Annotated in this window: 10 protein-coding genes; 1 reads left to right on the top strand and 9 read right to left on the bottom strand. The window is 68.9% G+C overall.

Going from position 1 to position 20,505, the window contains the following annotated elements:
- Positions 1–110 precede the first annotated feature (110 nt).
- The 4 genes from KMW22_RS07065 to KMW22_RS07050 all read right to left on the bottom strand — a co-directional run bounded on the left by KMW22_RS07065 (position 111) and on the right by KMW22_RS07050 (position 2,974).
- Complete coding sequence (locus KMW22_RS07065) at positions 111–1,196, bottom strand: M4 family metallopeptidase (protein WP_221089333.1); 1,086 nt, start codon at positions 1,194–1,196, stop codon at positions 111–113.
- 222 nt (positions 1,197–1,418) lie between these two features.
- Positions 1,419–2,228 (bottom strand): 2,5-didehydrogluconate reductase DkgB, encoded by an 810-nt coding sequence (dkgB, locus tag KMW22_RS07060; RefSeq protein WP_221089332.1) that lies wholly within the window; start codon positions 2,226–2,228, stop codon positions 1,419–1,421.
- 48 nt (positions 2,229–2,276) lie between these two features.
- Positions 2,277–2,762: a hypothetical protein gene (locus tag KMW22_RS07055; RefSeq protein WP_221089331.1), complete on the bottom strand. Its 486-nt coding sequence runs from the start codon at positions 2,760–2,762 to the stop codon at positions 2,277–2,279.
- Positions 2,759–2,974 (bottom strand): hypothetical protein, encoded by a 216-nt coding sequence (locus KMW22_RS07050; protein ID WP_221089330.1) that lies wholly within the window; start codon positions 2,972–2,974, stop codon positions 2,759–2,761. The genes KMW22_RS07055 and KMW22_RS07050 overlap by 4 nt, the downstream gene beginning before the upstream one ends.
- A gap of 79 nt (positions 2,975–3,053) precedes the next feature.
- On the opposite strand from KMW22_RS07050, the gene pnp reads away from it, so the two are divergent.
- The gene (gene pnp / locus KMW22_RS07045; RefSeq protein ID WP_221089329.1) at positions 3,054–5,219 is read left to right on the top strand and encodes a polyribonucleotide nucleotidyltransferase; all 2,166 of its coding nucleotides are present in this window, start codon (positions 3,054–3,056) and stop codon (positions 5,217–5,219) included.
- A gap of 186 nt (positions 5,220–5,405) precedes the next feature.
- Here pnp and KMW22_RS07040 read toward each other — a convergent pair whose 3' ends face one another.
- From KMW22_RS07040 to KMW22_RS07020, 5 genes are all read right to left on the bottom strand, one after another.
- Positions 5,406–10,013: a beta strand repeat-containing protein gene (locus tag KMW22_RS07040; RefSeq protein WP_221089328.1), complete on the bottom strand. Its 4,608-nt coding sequence runs from the start codon at positions 10,011–10,013 to the stop codon at positions 5,406–5,408.
- Positions 10,014–14,780, bottom strand: a complete 4,767-nt coding sequence (locus KMW22_RS07035) for a DUF11 domain-containing protein (protein ID WP_221089327.1) — start codon at positions 14,778–14,780, stop codon at positions 10,014–10,016. It lies immediately after the preceding gene.
- A gap of 2 nt (positions 14,781–14,782) precedes the next feature.
- Entirely contained in the window at positions 14,783–17,566 is a 2,784-nt protein-coding gene (locus tag KMW22_RS07030) for a DUF11 domain-containing protein (protein WP_221089326.1), read from the bottom strand.
- Between the two features lie 117 nt (positions 17,567–17,683).
- Positions 17,684–19,870, bottom strand: a complete 2,187-nt coding sequence (locus KMW22_RS07025; protein WP_221089325.1) for a hypothetical protein — start codon at positions 19,868–19,870, stop codon at positions 17,684–17,686.
- A 16-nt stretch (positions 19,871–19,886) separates the two neighbouring features.
- The gene (locus tag KMW22_RS07020) at positions 19,887–20,381 is read right to left on the bottom strand and encodes a hypothetical protein (RefSeq protein WP_221089324.1); all 495 of its coding nucleotides are present in this window, start codon (positions 20,379–20,381) and stop codon (positions 19,887–19,889) included.
- Positions 20,382–20,505: the final 124 nt, after the last annotated feature.

Genomic DNA, 20,505 nt, shown 5'->3' with positions numbered 1-20,505 from the left:
GTGGCGCAGGGGCCCCCAGGTGATCGAGACCGGGAATTGAGTTTCCCGGCCTCGACTGCTGCTCGACTGCTGGCAGCTATACACTGCCCCTTCCGCGCCTGAAGTGCGGTTCAGCGCAGAATGCCGCGCGCTGCGAAGGCCGCGCGCACCACATCGGCCTGGGTCTTGCCGTACATGGACTGCGCGGTGTCCACGGTGGCCTGGGCGGCGGCGGCAAAGCTGGTGTCGGGGCGGAAGCGGAACTGGGCATTGATGATGATGCGGTCGGCCACGTAGGCCCCGAGCCCCTGGCGGATGTCCCAGAGGGCGCGCGACCAGATCTCGCCGTCGGCGTGCACCGAGCCGCGCACGTCTTCGGGGTAGTGCTTATTGGTATCCGTGCGGCGGATGCAGTGCGGTGTGGTGGTCGTGTACGACACGCTGTCCCAGTCCATCAGGCAGGGCAGCGGCGTCTTGATGGGTGCGCCGTAAGCCCTGGCCACCGCCTCGCCCACCGTCAGGGCGAAGTAGTCCCCGAACGCCTCGCCAATGGCGCCCGCCTCCAGGCTGGTGCCAAAGCCGGGCACCTGCGCGGCGTGCACCGCGTGGCCGTACTCATGCACAATCACCTCGCCGTCCTCGGCGTCGTCCACGCCGCCCTTGCCCATGCGAATGATGTCCGGCTGGTCGTTCTGGTACGAGTTGTCAATGCCGTACTGGCCCACCTTCAGCTGCTGCTGGTCGCTGTTCACCGCCGGCAGCGTGCGCCCGAAGCCCAGAGACTGCAGGTACTTCTGCGCTTCGGTCACCCAGAAGTACGCCATGACCTGCTCGAACTGGTCCTGATTGCGCGTGAAGTGAAAGGGCCCGGCGCCGTAGACGGGCGTGCCGGTTTCGCTCACCACCCGGGCGTACTGCCCGCTGAGATACCCGCTGCCGTCCAGGTGGGTGAGGGTCACGGCGTAGTAGGCGCTGGCCGGCACCGCCGAGGCCGCGTCCTTGCTGTCGGTCAGGTTCTGGTTTCCGGTGGACTGCACGGGGTTGGTCAGAAACACCCGGGCCGCCGCCGTGGTCTGCCCGGTGGGGGGCTTGCCGCTACCGCCCTGTGCACCCAGGGTTGGGGCGCCCAGGGTCGCCGCTGGGGTTTCCTGACCGCAGGCGGCCAGCAGCGAAAGGCTCAGGAACCCCGTGAGGGCCATCCGGGAGATGAGTTTCATGGTGCGGGCAGTGTACCGCAGCCCGGGGCCAGAGGTACGCCGGGGCGCTGGGGGTAATCCCGACTGTCCCCAGGTCCAGACCGTCCAGGACAGCACAGGATGGTCCCCCTCTTCAGCGCCCCTGGGGTTCTCTGGCCGGAAGTTCGCCGCTGTGCATGACTTTGCACGTCCCACCAGACAACGTGCCGTCACCTTGTCTGACGGCATGCTTTGGACAGCGAATCAGTCCCAGTCGGGCCGGGCGCTTTCCGGATTGGCAATGCGCGCGGTCTCGCCCTGCTCCAACGCGGCGATGCGGGCCATGTCCTCTTCCGTCAGACGAAGGGTCTGGGCCTGCAGGTTGCTGGCAAGGTTCTCGCGCTTGGTGCTGGAGGGAATGACGCTGTGGCCCTGCCCCAGCGCCCAGGCCAGCGCCACCTGCGCGGGTGTGGCCCCGTGGGCGCGGGCAATGTCCTGCAGCACCTCGTCGCCCACCACCTTGCCCACCGCCAGCGTCATGTACGAGGTGAGATGCCAGCCTTCCTGGCGGGCAAAATCCACCAGCGTGCGGTTTTGCAGGTACGGGTGAATTTCTACCTGATTGGTGGCCAGGGGTACGCCGCCCAGCACCTCGCGCGCCTGTTTCAGCCCCGCGATATTGAAGTTCGACACGCCGATCTCGCGGGTCAGGCCGGCCTCGCGGGCCTCGGCCAGCGCCGACAGGTATTCCTCTGGGCGCACCTCTCCCTTGGGCACCGGCCAGTGGATCAGGGTCAGGTCCACCTGTTCCACCTGCAGCTTGTCCAGGCTCTGGCGCAGGCTGTCCAGCAGCGCGGCGCGGCGGTAGTTGGCGGGCTTGATCTTGGTGGTCAGGTACACCTGTTCGCGCGGCACGCCGCTTTGGGACAGTACCTCACCAATCTCAGCCTCGTTATCGTAGCCCTGCGCGGTGTCAATGGCGCGGTAGCCCAACTCCAGCGCGCCCTGCACCACGCGGCGCACCACGTCGTCTTTCAGTCGAAACGTGCCCAGTCCAAATGCCGGTACAGTCATGTGGGTTCCTCCTGTGTGGCCGCAGGATAGGGCGTTAGGAAAGCGCGGTCAGTTCTGGGGACCGTAGCCGTCCAGACCGCGCCCCCGCCAGCCCCACGAGAAGGCTGGGTCACGCGTGTCCAACACAGAAAACCGGGTGGTCCAGGTCACCTCGCCAAGGGCCACGTCCACGGCCACACGTCCGGCGGTCCACAGCCCCCCTGCCCACAGCGGCACCAGAAGCCACGCCGCAAAACGGGGCCTGGACAGTAGAACATGCCGCAAGCCATGAACGAGCCAACCACAGGCCAGCCCATACAGCACCCAGTCCAGCAGGAGCGGCAGCAGAAAATAGGCGTCGTATTCACTAGAGACCAGTCCCCAGTGCGTGAAGGCCAGGGGAAAGCCGTACTGGTAGAGCGTGGCGTATCCCTGATCCCAGCTCGCTTTGACGTCCACCGTGGTGCGCATGGTGACGTGGTGCAGCAGCACCCACGACAGTGGCACGGTCCAGCGCAGGTGGAGCCGCAACGTGGGCCGGCCGGGCTGCGTCACTCCAGCCCAAAGCGCGACGGCCAGCGCACGAAGGAAGCCAGCACCAGCAGGCCACCCAGCAGCGCCGGCGTCTGGTCCCCTATCGCCAGCCACAGCCCCATCAGCAGGGCGCCCAGGGCACGGAACATCCAGCGCCAGGAGCGGGATGGGAGACCGAGGTTGGTGACCACATGAATCAGGCTTTCCAGTCCAGCGCCCAGCAAATCTCTCACGCCAATCTCTACGCGCCCCAGCCGCCAAACGTTGCCGCTGTCCGGTCCCGGCCCATGCGCGCGGGATAGACTGCCTGTCATGATCGGAAAGACGTATACCACGATGCTGGGCGACAAGGAGCTGAGCATCGAAACGGGCAAGCTGGCGAAGCTCGTCAGCGGCAGCGTGACCCTGCGCTACGGCGACACGGTGGTGCTGGTGACCGCGCAGGCCCGCGAGGACAAGAGCACGCTGGACTTTCTGCCCCTGACGGTGGAATTTGAAGAGCGCCACTACGCCGTGGGCAAGATCCCCGGCTCCTTTCACCGCCGCGAGGGGCGCCCCGGCGAGCGGGCCATCCTCTCGGCACGCATCACCGACCGCCAGCTGCGCCCGCTGTTTCCCAAGGGCTACCGCCACGAAACGCAGGTGATCATCACCGTGCTTTCGGCCGACGGCCAGAACCTGCCCGACGTGCTGGGGCCCATTGGCGCCTCGGCCGCGCTGACCATCAGCGATATTCCCTGGCAGGGGCCCACCGCCTGCGTGCGGGTGGGGCAGGTGGACGGGCAATTCATCCTGAACCCCACCACCGATCAGCTGGCGCACAGCCGCCTGGACCTCGTGGTGGCGGGCACCCGCGACGCCGTGATGATGGTGGAGGCCGGCGCCCAGGAGGTCAGCGAGGACGATCTGGTGGCCGCCATTGAATTTGCCCACGCGGGCATGCAGGGCGTGCTGGACCTGATTGAGCGCATGCGCGCCGAACTGGGCCAAGAGAAATTTAACTTCCTGGCCGACGGCGACCTGAGCACCGACCTCGTGCCCGAACTGGCCGAGCAGGCCCGCGCCGCCGGGCTGCGCGACGCCCTGCTGACCATGAAGAAAAAGGAGCGCAGCGCGAACCTGAAGGCCCTGCGCGAGCGCCTGATTCAGGCCCGCATCCCTGAAGGCGAGATCGAAGGCGCCGAGGAGCGCGTGGCCGCCCTGAAAACCGCCTTTGGCAAGGTGGAAAAGCAGGAACTGCGCCGCCTGATTCTGGAAAACGACCTGCGCGCCGACGGCCGCAACGCCAAGACGGTGCGGCCCATCTGGATTGAGGCCCGCGCGCTCCCCCGGGCGCACGGCAGCGCCATCTTCACGCGCGGCGAAACGCAGGTGCTGGGCGTGGCGACCCTGGGCACCGAGCGCGACGAGATTCTGATTGACGACCTGACCAGTGAAACCGGCGACAAGTTCCTGCTGCACTACAATTTCCCGCCGTACTCCACCGGCGAGGTCAAACGCATGGGCGGGCAGTCGCGGCGCGAAGTGGGCCACGGCCACCTCGCCAAGCGCGCCATTCGCGCGGTGCTGCCCTCCTTTGAAGAGTTCCCGTACGTGATCCGTCTGGTGGGCGAGGTGCTGGAATCCAACGGGTCCAGCTCCATGGCGACCGTCTGCGCGGGCACCCTGGCCCTGATGGACGCGGGCGTGCCCATCAAGGCGCCCGTGGCCGGCGTGGCGATGGGCCTGGTGATGGAAGGCGAGCAGTACCGCGTCCTGACCGACATTCTGGGACTGGAAGACGCGCTGGGCGACATGGACTTCAAGGTTTGCGGCACCGCCCAGGGGGTCACGGCCCTGCAGATGGACATCAAGGTGGGCGGTATCACCCCACAGATCATGCGCGAGGCGCTCTCGCAAGCCCGGGAAGGCCGCCTGCACATCCTGGGCAAGATGGCCGAGGTGCTGCCCAGCCCCCGCCCCGAACTCTCCCCCACCGCTCCGCGCATCATCAGCCTGAAGATCAACCCCGAGCTGATCGGCAAGGTGATTGGCCCCGGCGGCAAGCAGATCCGCGAACTGGAGGCCATGGGCGCGCAGATCACGGTGGAGGAAGACGGCACCATCCGCGTCTTTTCCGCCGACAGCGCGGCGGCCGAAGCCGTCAAGGCGCGTATTGAGGGCCTGACCCGCGAAGCCAAGGTGGGCGAGATCTTTACGGGCACCGTGGTCAAGACCGCGCCGTTTGGGGCCTTTGTCAACCTGTTCCCCGGCCAGGACGGCATGCTGCACATCTCGCAGATGAGCGAGGAGCGGATCAATGCGGTTGAGGACGTGCTGAATGTGGGCGACAAGCTGCAGGTGAAGATCGCCAACATTGACGACCGGGGCAAGATTGACCTGATCCGCCCCGAGCTGGAAGGCAAGGTGGCCCCACGCGAGCCCCGCGCGCCGCGTCCTGGTGGCGACCGTGGCGGCCGCCCCCCCCGCCGCGACTGAACGAAACCCCCAGACCTGAAAATCCCCCAGCCAGGACGGTTGGGGGCTTTTCACTCTTCGACCTCTGCGTGGGCGGCGCGGCCCCGTGGCCCGCTGTGCCGCCCACGCTGCCACAGCCCCGCTCGTCAGCCCAAAGAACAGCGCCCCTTCCAGCAGATGGAAGGGGCGCCCGCTGCTTGTTGCTGCTCAGCGAATGGTGGTCTGGAAGCAGGCGGTGGCGGTTTCCCCGGCGGTCAGGGTGCCCAGGGTCAGGGTCAGGGTGCCCCGGCCAAAGGTGCCGCCCGTGGTGGTCAGGGTGCCGGTGTCCGCGTCAGCGGCGCTGGTGCGGTAGCTGGTGGTGCTGCCGCGCGTGACCTTCACCCCGAAGCCGGTGGCCGTGCTGGGTTCCTCAGCGTCGTACGCAGTGAGCAGGGCGTTGACGTTGCTGGGTACCTGATCGGTCAGCACGTAGTTGGGCAGATCGGCGCCGCCCAGGTTGCGCGCGTCCAGGCAGTATTCCAGCACTTCGGCAGGCTTGCCGCCGCCCGACGTGCCGAAGGCGCCGCCCGTGGTGACATTGCGCACGCGCTTGGCGACCTCTGTGAGAACGAACCGGGTGGTCACGGGCGCCGAGGTGTTGTTCGCGGTGTTCGGGTCACCCGTAACCGAGACGGTGGCCGTGTTCTGCACGCTCTTGACGCCGGTCGTCGGGCTGATGGCGGTGGCCGCTGGCGCCGTGACCCCCAGGGTCAGCGTCTTGGTGGCATTCGCCCCAAGACTGGCCAGGGTCCAGGTGACCGTGCGGGTGGCAGCGTTGTACGTGCCGCCGTCCGAAGCACTGGCGAAGGTCAGGCCGGCCGCCAGGGTGTCGGTCACGGTGATATTGGTGCCGGTTCCCGAGGTCAGGTTGGTGATGGTGATGGTGTAGCTGTAGGTTTCACCGGGCTTGGCAAAGCCGGGCCCCGACTTGGCCGCCGAGAGGTCGGCCGCGCGCAGGTAGGTGATGGTGGGGTCATTGGGGGTGGTCGTGCCCGGGTCGTCGGTCGGCACGCTCACGGTGGTGCCGTTGTTGCGGTAGGCACCGGTGCCCTGGTTGCTGACCTGGGCCGGCGGATTGACGGTATTGATCCGGACCCGGAAGCGAATCACCGCTTCACGGTCGGTCAGGACGGTGGGGGTCTGGTCCACCAGCAGGGTGCCCAGCGGCTGGCCTGGGCTGCCCACCAGCTGCCCCGCCTGGGTGTAGGGCATGACGCCGCCGGTTGCATCGGCCACGGCTGCGCCGTTCAGGGTGGTGCTGCCCGCCACGTAGGTGGTGCCGGCCGGAATCTGGTCCTGGAACTGGGTGTTGCCGGCCGCCACGGTGCCCGAGTTGCGCAGCACGATGGTGTATTCCAGGGTGTCGCCGGGTTCAACGGTGCTGCCCGTGCTGCCCGCCACCTTGGCAGCGGTCTTGGGCGCCGCCACCGAACGGGTGAGGCTGGGATACGAGCAGCTGGCCAGGTCGGTGCTGCCGCCGGCCGTGGTGCTTCCCACCGGGCTGGCGGTAAAGCTGGCCAGGTCCACGTTGATCATGCGGCCCTGCCCCCCGCGCCCGAACAGGCCGTTGGGCGTGGCGCCGAATCCACCGTAGGTGCCCACCACGTCGGGGTCGGTCAGGCGGCCCAGGTACAGCAGGGTGTTGGTGGGCAGTTCAATCTGCCAGAAGTCCAGGTAGCCGCCCACGCTGTCGCTGCTCAGCAGGTACAGGTTGCCCTGGTTGTCAGCGAAGAAGTCGCCGCTGCCGGCCAAAGTTGGCGCCGTGCTGGGGAGGGTGGTCAGTGCAATGGCAGCGCTCACGGTGTAGGGCGCGGTGGTCGAGAAGCGGTAGAACGTGCCGCCGCCGTCCATCAGGTAGCCCACGTCCGTGGAAGTGATCGCCATGCGGATATAACGGCCGTTGGGCGCAGGCAGCGTGGGGCCTTCGGTCCAGGTATTGCTGGCCACGTTGAAGATCATCAGGCGGTTGTCGGCGTCGCGTACCACGAACAGCTGGCTGCGGTCCGGCTTGATCGCCAGCGTGGCGGTGTAACCGGCCGCGCCGCCACTGGTCGCCGGAATGCGGGCAATCAGCGCGCCAATCGTGTTGGTCGTCTCGTCAATGACCCGGATCTCGGTGCCGTTGTTGGCCGTGCCACCGCTGAAGTCGCCGCCCACCGTGCCGTACAGGTTCGAGCAGGTCAGTTGCGCCACGATGGAGGTGGGCGCTGTCGACGAGTTGTTGCCCGGGGTGGGGTCAGTGCTGCTGCCCGTGGCGGCCACCGTGGCGGTGTTGGAGATGGTGCCGGCGTCGGTGGCAGTCCCCGTGACGGTCAGGGTCACGAAGTTGGTGTCGGCGGTGGTCGTGCTGCCGGTGTCGGGCGGCAGGGTGGCATTCAGGCTGATGGTGCTGCCGTTGCCGCTGGGCGAGGCGCAGGTGGCGGTGCCGGTGGCCACGCAGGTCCAGCTCACACCCGTCAGGCTGGCAGGCACCGTGTCCTGAATCAGGACATTCGGCATGGTGCTGGGGCCGTTATTCCACACGCGGATGGTGTAGGTCAGCACGCTGCCCTGGTTCACGGTGGCGGCGCCCGTCTTGCTGATCGCCAGGTCGCCCTGGGGCCCACTGACAGTCAGGTTGGCCGTGGCGTTGGCCGGGGTGGGGAAGCTGGCGCCGCCTACCGTGCCGGTGACCGAGGAGCCCTGAATGGTGTTGGTGAAGGTGCCGGCCGCCGCGCTCGCGGGCACCTGCACGGTCAGGACCACCGAGCAGCCCGCAGCGGGCAGGGTGCCGCCACTCAGGGCGTAGCGCCCCGCCGTGGTGGTCACGGTGCCCGAGCCCCGGCAGGTGTCGCTGGTCACGCCCGTAATGGTCAGGCTGCTGATGCCGGTGCTGCCCGCAATGTCGTCGGTCAGGGTCAGGGCGCTGGTGGTGGCGTTGTTGGGGTTGCTCACGTTGATGGTGAGCTGGGTGGTGCCGCCCGGAAGGACCGTGGCGGGCGAGAAGCTCTTGGTCACCACGGGGGTGCGGGGCGCCACGGTCAGGGTGGCGGTGGCGTCGGCGGCGCTGCGCACCGTGGTGCCGCTCACCGTGGCCTGCACGTTGGCAACCGGAATGGTGTTGGTGGCGGTGCCGTAGGCCGGGTTCGACGGCGTGAAGGTCAGGGTCACGGTGCAGGTGCCGTTGGCCGCCAGCGACGCGCCGCTGAGGCTCAGGCTGCCGCTGTTCACGGTGGCCGTGCCGCCGCAGGTGTTGCCTGTCACGGTCAGCGTGCTGCCCGCCGCGTAGCCCATGCTGCTCACCACGTTGTCCGTGAGGCTGATGGCGCTGGCGGTCACGGCGTTGGGGTTATTCACCGTGATGGTCAGGGTGGTGCTGGCCCCCGGCGAGATGGTGGCCGGCGAGAACGCCTTACTGACATTCAGGGGGCGGGGCCCGGTGTTGGTCACACTGGCGCTGGCGGGCGTGGTGCCGCTGGTGGTGGTGTAGACCGTGCTGTTGCCCACCGTGCCGGTCGCCGAGTTGGTAAAGGTGCCGCCCACGTTCGGAATGGTGACGCCGTAGGTAATGGTCAGAACGCCATTGGCTGGAATGAAGAACGATTTCAGTGGCGAGCCCGCAAACGTGACGGTGCCGCTGCTGCCAGCTGCAGGCACACTGGCAGGGCTGGTCACGACCCCGGCGGTGCCGGTGATCGAAACGCTGGTGCTGTTAAGGGTCGCCGTGCCGGGGGTGCTGGGCAGCACGTCGTTCACGCGGTCAAGGTAGGTGTCGAAGGTGCTGTTGTTGCGCACCTGCACGGTGTAGGTCACGTTGCCGCCGCCGTTCAGGGCCGTGGGGCTTGCGGACTTGCTGATGGTCAGCGCCTGCGTGGCACTGGGAAAGGTAATGACCCCCAGGGCCGGATCACCATAGTTGCTGCTGTACTTCACGTTGGTGCTGCCGCTGGTTTCCACCGAGTAGCTGCTGGCGCTGGTGGATGTCCCCGCGCATTTGTACTGGAAGAAATAGTCGATATCCACGGTGTTGCTGCTGCCGCCCGTGGTCTGGGTCAGCGTGAAGTACAGCTGATCGCGGGTGCCCGGGTTGATCGAGAGCACCTGCGAGGCGGTGATGTTCGAGCCCACCAGCTGAAAGCAGGCGGCATTGAACGAGTCGTTACCCGCCGGCTGCAGGTTCACTTCGTCGGTGGCCTGCGGGTTCCCGAATCGGTACTGCACGCTGTACTTGATGATCTGGCCCACCACGGCGCCCGGCCCCAGCACAGTGCCGTTCAGCAGACCGCCCGCGTTGGCGCTAATGGAGCTGAAGGTGCTGACCGTGGTGGTGTTCGCCACGGTGCCGGGGTTGCTGTCGCTGAACGTCGCCGTGATCGGCACGCTGGAGGTGCGCGCCGAACCGCCGTAGCACGGGTAGGTGATGTACCAGAACACCGTGCGGGACTCGCCCGCCGCCAGGGTCCCCACGAACTGGGTGGCGGGCTGCCCACCACCCAGACCGAAGGTGCCGGTGGCGCCGGTCGCGTACGTGGCCGCCCCGAAGCTCAGGGTGGCCGAGATGTTGTTGATCGCCGCGCCCGTGGTGTTCGTGACCCGGTAGCTGACGTAGGCGTTGCGCGGGCCCGCCGTGCAGGATTTGTTGCTGTCGGACACGAGGTGGGTGTCCGCGTTGTAGGTCACCGTGACGCCGGTCAGGGCCCCGGCCTGGGACCACAGCCCCAGCAGGGCCAGCACCGTCACCAGCGGGGACCACGTCCCGCGCCCCAGCTGGGCCAGCAGGTGTAAAAGACGCCTCATTTACTTCTCCCCTCCCAGGGTCTCGTCCAGAGTCAGGTCCAGGCGCACATAAGCGCCCTGTTTGGTGTAGGCGTTGCCCAGGCCCGTGAACCCAGCCGGGTTATAGCCCGCCGTGATCCAGGTGCCGGGCAGAACGCGGTAGCTGGCTTCCAGGCCGTAGCCGTACTGGGTCGTGCCCGTGCTGGGCTGCGTCAGCGCGCGGCCCCAGCCCCCAACCCCAATGCGGTCGGTGACGTAGTAGGTGGCGCCCAGGCCCAGCTGCGCGGTAAAGCTGCCGGTGTCGGCCAGCAGCGTGCGGGTATCCAGGCCGGCGCGCACGGCCCAGGTGGGCTGGCGGTACTCGGCGGCGAAGTTGCTGCTGAGTTCAGGCTGGCCACCCGCGAGGCTGCCGTTCACGTAGCGCACAGTGCCCAGGCTGTTAAAGGTGCGGTTGCGGTAGGCGTAGCCCACGGCCGCGCGCACGCCGCTCTTGCCCGCGCCGAATTCGCCCAGGCCGTCGGCGCTGAGGGTCAGGTGGTCGCTCAGCTGCCCCGAAAGGCCGCCGCGCAGCACCACGCCAAACTGGCCGCCTTTCAGGGTCAGGTCGGTGCCGGTGGTAGCGGTGAAGCGCTCAGCCTTGTACAGCAGGTCCACACCGGCGTCAAACTCGCTTCGGCCGGCGTTCACGTCGTACAGGGCGCCGCCGCGCAGGCCAGCGGTCAGGCGCTGGGACAGGGGCAGGGCGGTGCTCACACCAAAGCGGGCGCGGTTGCCCTGGCCGCCAGCGGCAGGCAGGTCGTAGGCCACCTGATAGTTGGTGTTGCCCACGGTGCTGTTCAGGCTCAGCGAGGCGCGGTGGCCCGTTTTCCAGTTGTACTCGTCAGTCAGGCCCACGCTTAGGGTGTCGCTCACGGCGTACTTGGCCGTTACCGTGGTCACGGGGTCCAGGTTGCCGCTCAGGGGCTGCACGTGCGTCACATCCACGTCAATGGGCGACTGGTGGTAACCGGCGCTGAGCACCGCCCCCAGGCCCGACTGGTCGCCGTAGGCGGCGCGCAGGCCCGCCCCCACGCTGAAGGGCGCGAGGCGGTAGTCGGCCCGCGCCGTCACGCTGCCGCCCTGGCTGGCAGCGGTGCGGGTGTAATCAGCCTGCACGCTGGCACTCAGCTGATCGGTCAGGCGGGTGTCCACGCTGACACCCAGGGTCAGGCCCGGGGTCAGGGGCGCGAGGCCCTGGTACTGGCCGTCCTGGTAGCGCACGCGGCCCTGTACGGTGGTGCGGCCCAGCTTCACGCCCAGGTCGGCGCTGGCCTGCAGGCCGCCGGAGTAGGCGACCAGCCCGGCGGCGCGCACGGTGCCGTTATCGAAGCTGGCGCGCGCGCCGGTGGTCACGCGGCCGTCCAGGCTGACCGCCGCCACCCCCACCCCGTAGCGCTCGGCGGTGTACTTGGCCTGCACGCCGTAGGCCAGGGTGCGGTTGCCCAGGGGGTTGCCCAGACGGTAGCCCGCCAGCACCACCACGTCGTTCAGGTTGGCGTCCACACGGCTCAGGGCGCGCGTCAGGGTAATAATGCCGGTGCGCGCGTCCAGGATGTAGTCCACGTTGCGCGACAGGGTGGTGCGCTCCAGCTCCTTGCCGGTGTCGCGCTCCAGGATTACGACTTCCAGTGTTTCGCTGCCCAGGCTGATGCCGCCGCGCGACAGGCGCAGCACCCTCGTGCCCTCGGGCGTCAGGCGCTCGCCGCTGATACGGTCGCCGGGCACCAGGGCCGCAAAGCCGCTGAGCTGGGCCGCGCCCTTGGTGCTGACCGTCAGGGCCGTCAGTTTCTCGCCCACGGGCAGCACGTCAATGGGCAGGGCGCTGCGGCGGTAGTCGGCGCGGAAGCTGGGGTGGTCGTAGCTCAGGGCCACCGGGTCAATGCCCTGCAGCGGCACCGAGGCCACCGAGCTGTCGCCGTACAGCGAGAAGCGTTTCAGGGTGTCCTGCTCGGTGGGCAGGCCGTCCTTGTCGGCGGCCACGTACAGCTTGCCGCCCGCCAGGGGGCCTTCGTAGGAGGCGCGGGCCTGCCACGTCAGGTCGTCACTCAGGTTCAAGTTGCCGTCCAGGCCCAGGGTGGCACTGACCATGCCCACGCCCACGCGGCGGTCATCGGGGCGCACGTTGTAGCGCGAGGTCGTGACCGTCTGGCCCTGCTGCAGGGTCACGCTGAGGGTGATGGGAGCGGCCTGGGGTTGCAGCACCAGTTCGCCCTCGCCGCCGCGCAGCCGCACCTGATAGCCAGCCAGGCTGGGGTCAGCGTCGCCCACACGGGGCTCCAGGCTGGCGTTCAGGGTCACGGTGTCCTGATCGGTCAGGTTGCCGTCGGCGTCCAGAGCGCGCACCTTCAGGCGCAGCGGGGTGCTGCCGTCGGCCACGAGGCTCACGGGGGTCAGCTCCACCTGCACGGTGGGCCCCACCAGCCCCACGGTCACGGTGTCGCGCCCCGCCTGCAGGGTGTTCTGGCCGGGTTTGAGCAGCACCCCCACGAAGGTCACCGTGCGGCTGCCGTCCTCGCGGGTGACGATCTCCCCGATGCGGTCCTGGGCGATGGCCTCGCCGTTCACACTGAGGCTGGGCTCCTGGCCGGCGGGCACGTCCACCACCACGCTGATGCGGTCACGCTGCCGAATCAGGCTGCCCTGCAGCGGCGCGCGGATGGCGCCCGCGTTCTGGGTGGCGGCAGCGGGGGTATTCAGGGGCTGGGCGGCGGCCAGATCGGCTTCGCTCAGCTCACCTTCCAGCACCTCGCGGCGCTCGCCGGTGTAGCGGACCAGCAGGGCGGGGCGGTCCAGCGCGCCCAGCACGCCGGTGTGGGCCAGCTCATAGGTGACGGTGCCGCGCGCAGCAGCCTCGCCCTGCACAAAGGCGGAACGGGGCAGCACCCAGTACAGCGTGCCGCTGGGGCCACGCACCGGGTCGGGCAGGGCCTGACCATTCAGGCGGCTGCTGCCAACCACGAATTCGGCGCCCTGCGGCACGCGGTGGGCCACCACAAGTTCGCGGGCCTGCACCGGCGCGTCAAAGGGCAAGCTGACGGTGCTGGTGCGCCGGGCCTCGGGGGCGGGGGTGGGCTCGGGGGTGACGGGCTGTGCGGGGGCCGGCTGCGCGGGCGCAGGCTGCACCGCCAGGGCGCCGCCCACCGTCTGGGTGGCGGCGCACTCGGGGCTGCGCAGGGCGCCCGTAAAGGTCACGGCCTCGGCGCCGGTCACGCGGGCGCGGTAGCTCAGCGTGCGCTCCTCGCCCGCCGCCAGGGTGCCGCTGAAGGTGGGGCTTTCCAGCGCCTCCAGGCCGCCCGCGTTGCTGTCAGTCAGCAGGAAGGGCACCGCGTAGGCGGCCGTATTGCGCACGCGCAGGGTCACGGTGACCTCGCTGCCGGGCTGGGCACCGGGCAGCGACTCGCGGCTCAGCTGCAGCGGGGTGGCGTCGGCGCGCACATTCAGGGTCACAGTGCGCGCCTGGGCCCAGGGGGCCAGGCGGGCGGTGACCGTCACCGGGCCGGGGCGGGTGGCCACCGCACTCAGGCGCAGTTCGCCGGAGCGCGCGGCGCTGAGGGTGCCGTCCAGGCTGGGCTCGCCCTGCAGGTCCAGGCCCGGGGCGTCCAGAGTCAGGGTCAGGGGCAGCTCGCCGGCATAGGCGGTGGCGGCGCGGGCCGTGAAGGTTACCGTGTCGCCCACGCAGAGTTCCGGCTTGTCGGCGTCCAGGCTCAGGTCCACCTGGGGGCGCACCTGAATGCGCGTCTCGCCGCTGCCGCCGCGCGGCACGGTCACGCTGGGGCTGGCCACGCTCACCTGGGCGCCGGGGACCGGGTCCGGGGTCACGGGGTAGGTGCCGGCCGGCACGCGCTGCTCCAGGGTGCCGTCCACTGTCACAGAAGTCTGACCAACCAGGGCCCCCACCTGGGTGGGCTGGGTGCCTCCGGGCAGCACCAGTTCAGCCGTCACGCGCAGCAACCCCGTCTGGTCCACGCGGGCCACGCCCAGCGGCACCGGGGCCCCGGCGCGGGTCAGCGAAAAGCCCACCGTGTTGCTGAACTGCCGCGCTGTGGCGGGCTGGCGCAGTTCCACGGTGTAGTTGCCCGCCCGCGCGGGCAGCGGCAGATCGCTGAAGCTCAGGTCGGCGCTGACGGTCAGGGGCAAAGTGTTGCCCTGCTCGTCGCGCAGCCGGGCTTCCAGTTCGCGGGGACCGTCGCCGTCGTACAGGCGCAGCACATGGCCCTCGCCGTCCACGCGCACGTTCAGGGCCGGCACCCAGTCGCGCGAGTGCACGTTCACGCTCAGGCGCTCGGCGCTGATGGCCGCGCTGATGCCGGCGAGGCGCACAGCGAAGGTGTTCTTACCGTTGCCGCTGGTCACGGCCTGCAGGCGGTAGCGCCCGGCGGGCAGCTCCTGGTCCAGCAGGGTTTCCCAGGCGTGCTCGCCGGGGGTGAAGGTGCGGCTCAGGACCGTCACGCCGGCCGCGTTCACCAGCGTGAAGGTGGTGGTGACGTCGCTGCGGTTGGCGTCGTACTGCTCGTCGCCGTAATAGTCATCGCTGCGGTAGTCGCCCTGGTCCACGCGGGGGCTGTACAGCTCCAGGCGCACGCGCCCGCTCAGGGGCACGTCCAGGTTCAGGTTCTGGTCGCCCACCGTCCACATCAGGCGGTCGCCCACACTGGTCAGGGGCAGGCTGGTGCTGATTTCCTGTGCGGCGCCCGTTCCGGCCGCGAGCAGGGCCGTGAGAACGGTGGCGAGGCACTTGTTTGCGTTCACGATTAGTACCTCCAGCTCAGCGACGGATCGGTGGTGGCCGCTCTGGGTTCACCCGTCCAGTCGAAGCGGTAGGTGAGGACTTTTTCACCTGCGCCCAGGCTACCGGTGTAAGTATTGCGGCCTTCTTTCAGGCTCGCGCCCTCCGGCAGGGGGTCGAGCAGGGTCACGCCGTCCAGCGCGCGGGGGGTCTTCAGGCGCAGGACGACCACGTACCCACCCTCCACGGCGTACACCTCTTTCTCCACCCTGACGTCGCCCACGATCAGCACCGTGCGGCGCAGGGCGTCAATGTCGCCGCCCAGGGGGGCCAGCGGGAAGTCCACGCTGGTCAGGCCGCGCACGTACACGGTCTGGGTGCCGCTCAGGCCGCCGTCCTGCGGCACGTGCAGCGGCGGGAACGGCGCCGAGGCTGGGTCCAGGCGCAGGGCGTGGGTGCCGTAAGGCACGTTGGGGAACGAGTAGCGCCCGGCGGGGTCGGTCAGCACCTGCCGCCCACCCGCCAGCAGCACCCGGGCGCCGGGCACCGGGGTATCCAGCAGCGGATCAAACAGGCCGTTGCGGTTGCGGTCCACGAACACCGTGCCCACCAGATCGGCCAGGGGCGCGAACTTCAGCGGATTGAGCTTGGTGGTGGCGGTGGCGCGGTTGCTGGCAATGGCGCGCGCCACGCCGCCGGCCCCAGTGCCGCTCACCTGCACGGTGTTCACCAGCTGCCCGGTGGCTTCGGGGGTCACGCGGGTCTGGTAGCTGATGCTCACGGTGGTCCCGGCCGGAATCTCGGCCAGGGTCCAGCGCAGCACGCCACCCTCAATGGTGGGGTCGGGCATGGGCTTGCCGTTCAGCAGGCTGGTGCCGGGAATGTACTCCAGGCCGCGCGCCGGCGTGTCGGTCACCACCGCGTTCACGATGGCGGTGGTGGCCGAGGCGTTGGTGATGTTCAGGGTGTAGGTCAGGCGGTCGCCAAAACCCGCTTCCTGGGCACTCACGTCCTTGCGGATGATCAGCTGCGCTGTCCACACGGGTGTCAGCACCTCGTTGCTGGGTACCGGCGCGCGCAGCTCAGTGGACACGAGGTTAAAGACGTTGCGCAGGGCCTCGCCGTCCACCGCGCGCGTGGAGACCTGGGTGGTGATGGTCAGCGTGCGGCTCTCGCCGGGTTGCAGGGTGCCCAGAGTCCAGGTCACCGTCTGCGCGCCGGGCTGCCCGCTCACCACGCCGCCCGCCGAGGCCGCCTTGAAGTCCACATGGGCCGGCAGCGGGTCGCTGACCACCACATTGGTCAGGGGGCGCGTAAAGGGGTTGCGCACCGTCAGGGTGTAGGTCACCGTGTCGCCCGCCGCCACCGTGCCACCGTCCGGCACTGGCACGGGCTGAGCGCCGCTGCCCTGGGTGGTGGCCACGTAGCTCTTGCGCAGTTCGGGCAGGCCGCCTTCCACCGCCGCCACCTGATCCCGGGTGGCGTTGCTGGTGCCCCGGTCCCCGGTGATGGTCACCAGGGCGTCCAGCGGGCCTGCCTGCGTGGCCTCGTAGCACACGCGCACAAACGCGGTCTGGCCGGGGTCCAGCACCAGGGGCTGCGCCAGCGGCTGGCCGCTTTCGTTCTGGAACTGGGCGCGCGCCGCCCCCTGGGGGTAGGTGACCGTCAGGCGGAAGGTGTCGCGCACGTCGCCAGTGTTCTTGGCGGTGTGGTCAAAGCACACCAGCTGGCCCACCACGGCAAAGGGCTTTTGCTGGGTGTCGGCGGCCGTGCCTTCGGGGGCCTCGGGGTTGCCCACAGGGCCAATGGCCACAGCGGGCAGGTAGCGCACGTCGGCGCTGGCGCTGCCCGAGGCCTCGCGCCCACCCGTGCTGGCCGTGGCCGTGTTGAGAATCACGCGGCCCTCGGCCTGTGGGGTGGCCAGCATGCGGAAGGTCAGGGTGATGGCCTCGTTGGGGGCCAGACTGGCCGCGCGCACGCGCACGCCGCGCACCGGCTGCACCTCGGCCGCGCTCCAGGTGGTGCCGTCTGCGGTGTATTCCAGGGTGCCCACGTTCGTGCGGGCGCTGCCGGGCACAAACACCAGCCCCTGCGCCAGCTGCGTGTCCAGCAGGTCAGTCAGCACGACCTCGCGGCTGGTGCCCTGGCCGCCGTTGCGGGTGGTCACGGTCACGGTGGTTTCGGTGCCGGGGCGCACCAGGGCGGGGCTAAAGGTCTTCTGCACGCCCAGCACAGGGGGCGGCCCCACCCGCACCAGACTCACGTTGTTGGCGTCGGGGTTGGCGCCGCCGGCGCAGGACGCCACGAGGTTCACGTGGGCGTCGCCCTGGGTGTCAGTGGTGTCGGCCACCAGCAGCACGCGGGCGCTGGCATCGGCTGCCAGGGCCACGCTGGTGATTTCCGGCTCACCCGGGTCCAGGGCGCCGTCGCCGTCCAGATCGCTGTAGATGCTCAGGCGGGGAGTAAAGGCGCTGCCTGCCTCGGTGCGGGCACTCAGGGGCAGCGTGGCCGCGCCGTTGCCGGCGTTCACCACCGTGTAGGCAAACACGGCGCGCTCACGCGGCAGGACGTCGGCCGTCTGGCCCGGGGCCCCCACGATCCCGTTGGGGGTCACGCTGACCGCGCAGACTGCCTGAACCGTGGTGGACACGACGTTGCTCACGGTTTCCCCAGGCGTGCCCGGGGCAGGCGGCTCGAAGGTGGCGGCGGCTTGGTTGTTGATGACAGTTCCGGCGGGCGTGCCAACAGCGCCGGCCAGCCCACTCAGGGCCAGGCAGGCGGTCAGCAGGCGGTGGTGAGAACGGGTCACGGGAGTCTCCTGGGTGGGGGAAAAGGCAGAAGGGGGCAGGGCGGAAAAAAGATGTTTCTGATGTTAAAGAGAAAGAGGCGCGCCCCGCCAAAACTGGAGGGCGCGCCGCAGGGGGGCTTACTTCACCGTCACCGAGAAGGTCACGGTCACGGTCTGACCCGAGGACAGCACGTCGTCGCGGGTGATGGTCTGGTCACCGTTGGTGTCCACCGCCACGTCCACTCGGGTCACGGCGCTGGCGGCCAAGCCACCGGGCAGGGCAGCGGCGGTCTGCCAGGTGCCGTTGTTGTAGCGGTAGAGCACCGTGCCGCCGGCCTGGGTGGTGGTGGCCGAGACACCCGTGAAGGTGCCGTAGGTGAACACGTTGCCCAGGGTGCTGTTCTGCTCGGTCAGGATGAAGTTGCGCACATCCGTGTTGTAGGTGTTGGTCGCCAGGATGCGGTACTCCAGCACGTCGGTGGGGCTGGCGGTCAGGCCCGAGGTCACGAAGGCGCCCGTGGGGTTGACGGTGGCGTTGCGGCCGCTCTTGGCCAGCGTGACCGTGGCGCTGGTGGGCAGGACCTGCACCACGTCGTTGTTGTCGGTGCGGGTCGAGGTGCTGTAGGCACCGCTGCTGGTCTGGTTCAGGGTGTACAGCCCGGCGCGGGTGTTGGCGGGCACGGTGACCAGCGCCACCGTCTTGAACTCGGCGCCAGCAGCCAGCGGACCCGTGCTGGTGATCACGGTGCCCAGGGTGTCGGTGCCCTGCGTGAAGGTGCCGTCGTTGTTCACGTCGGTGTAGGTGTAGTAGGTGGCGTTCACGGTGGTGGTCGAGGCCACGCCGCCATTGAGCACCGTGAAGGTCACCGAGCCACTCAGGCTGAAGGTGTCGCTGTAGCCGCCGGCGTTGAACACGTCCATGGGGAAGAAGGCCACGTTGTCGGCGGTGCCGGGGGTCACCGCGTCGGTCACGATGGGGGTCGCCGAGGTGCCCAGCGCGGCGGTGGAGTCACCGAACTGCAGGTCCGGGGTGTAGATGGTGTCGGTGCTGGAGGCGTTGGGCAGCACGTCGGCGTCGCTCAGGGAGTCAATGCCGATCACCACGTCAATCACGGGCACCGGGCTGTTCACGCCGCCGGTATCGGGGTAGGTGACCTGCACGCGGAAGTTGCGGGTTTCGCCGGGGGCCACGCCCGTCAGCGTGGCGTAGGTCACGCCGTTCACGGTGGTGGTGGGCAGCGGGTTGCCGCTGGCGTCCAGGTAGACCACGATCACGCCGGCGGGCAGGTTGGGCGGGGGCAGCAGCAGGAACGAGTCGGTCTGGGTGCCGTTGTTGGTGACCGAGTTGATGAAGGTCACGCGGTCGTCGTTGACCACTTCAGCGTCGGCTTTGGGGAAGGCCACCTGGTTGTTGCCGTTGACGCCCACCAGCACCACGGCGTTGTTGCCGCCGTTGGGGTTGGGGTCGTTGTAGGCGGGCAGCGTGCCGCCGGGGGTGGTCTGGGTGGGGGGGTTCTGACGGCCGTCGGTGGTGCCGCCGGGCGCGGGCGAGGTGCCGCCGGGGCTGTTGGCGTCAATGGGGGCCACGCTCACGCCGGGGGTGTACACGGTCGAGCGGTTGAAGTTGTTGTTGTCCACCAGCGTCGCGCCGCCCACCGTGACGGTGGTGGTGTAGGTGTTGTTGCCGGGGTTCTGGGCGTCGGGGGTGGTGTCGTACAGACCCGTGGCGACGGGGTTGGCGCCGAAGACCTGACCAGGGGTGGCGGCGTCCGGGATCTTGTAGCTCTGGACAATGGTGATCGCGGTGCCCGAGGCGATGGCGGGGGACTCCACCAGGCCGTCGCCGTTGCTGTCCGTCAGGGCCTGCAGTTCGCCGGCGTCAATCTGGCCGTTGTTGTTGGCGTCGGTAAACGCGAAGTACGCCAGGTTCTCCACGTTGGAGTTGGTGCGGTCCACGTTCGGCGCCGTGATGTCCGGGTTGAACTGCACGACCACCGGGGTGTTGCCGGTGTTGGTCACGGTGTAGCGGAACTGCTGGGTGCTGCCGGGCAGCACGCCCGCGCGGTCCAGGGTGGGGTCGGGGGCGTCCTGGTTGGGGGTGGTGCCCGTGTTGTTGGGGGTGACCGTGAAGCTGGGCACTGGCAGCACCGTCGTGGAGACGGGGTTGGACTGCGCGGAGCCGTTGGTGTTGCCAGCCGCGCCCGTGGGGTCTTCGAAGGTGGCGCTGGCGACGTTGACAATCTGCACGCCGGCTTCGGTGGCGGCGCTGGCGGTGCCGACCAGCAGGGCGGCCATTACTGCAAACAGGGTGGGGCTTTTCTTCATGGTATTCCTCCGGAAATTACTTGACCTGGATGCGGTAACCGAGCTTCAGGGCTTGCTTGGCCCCCAGTTCAGCCACCGTCCAGCGCACCGTGGTGTATTCGCTGGGCTTGACTTCGACTTCTTTGCGCACGGTCTTGCCGTTTTCGGTGACCGTCACGGTCTTTTTCAGGGGCGCGGAACCAAAGGTCTTGCCGCCGTCAAACGAATACTCGGCGCGTGCACCGCTGAGGCCCTGTTCGGGGGCCAGATAGAACGTGTTCTTCGGAACCGGCAGGGTAATGGGCACATTCTTCAGGGCCGTGGTCCCCGTGTTGCGCGCAGTCACCACCTGGCTGAGCACCTGCCCGGGCAGCACAGCGCCGGGATTGGGGGTCAGCTGCTCGGTGGCTTTGCCGTCCACCTTCACGCTGCGCACCAGGCTCAGCGTCAAGTCCAGCCGGACAGGCACCGCGCTTTGCGCCAGGGCCAGCCCGGTCAGGGTCAGCAGCGCGGTGAGCAGGGGGCGTTTCATGAGGTCTCCTTCATTCAGCGTGAGGCGGATGGCCGGGGCTTCTCGGGCAGTCTGGGCGGCCCTGAAGCAGCGCCAGCACTGTTAGAAGGCTAAATTTGACCCTCTTACGCCTCACTTACACGTT

The organism is Deinococcus aquaedulcis, from assembly GCF_019693445.1.
Lineage (GTDB): Bacteria > Deinococcota > Deinococci > Deinococcales > Deinococcaceae > Deinococcus > Deinococcus aquaedulcis.
Note: the sequence above shows the minus strand (reverse complement) of the source record. Positions and strands in the feature narration are given on the sequence as shown.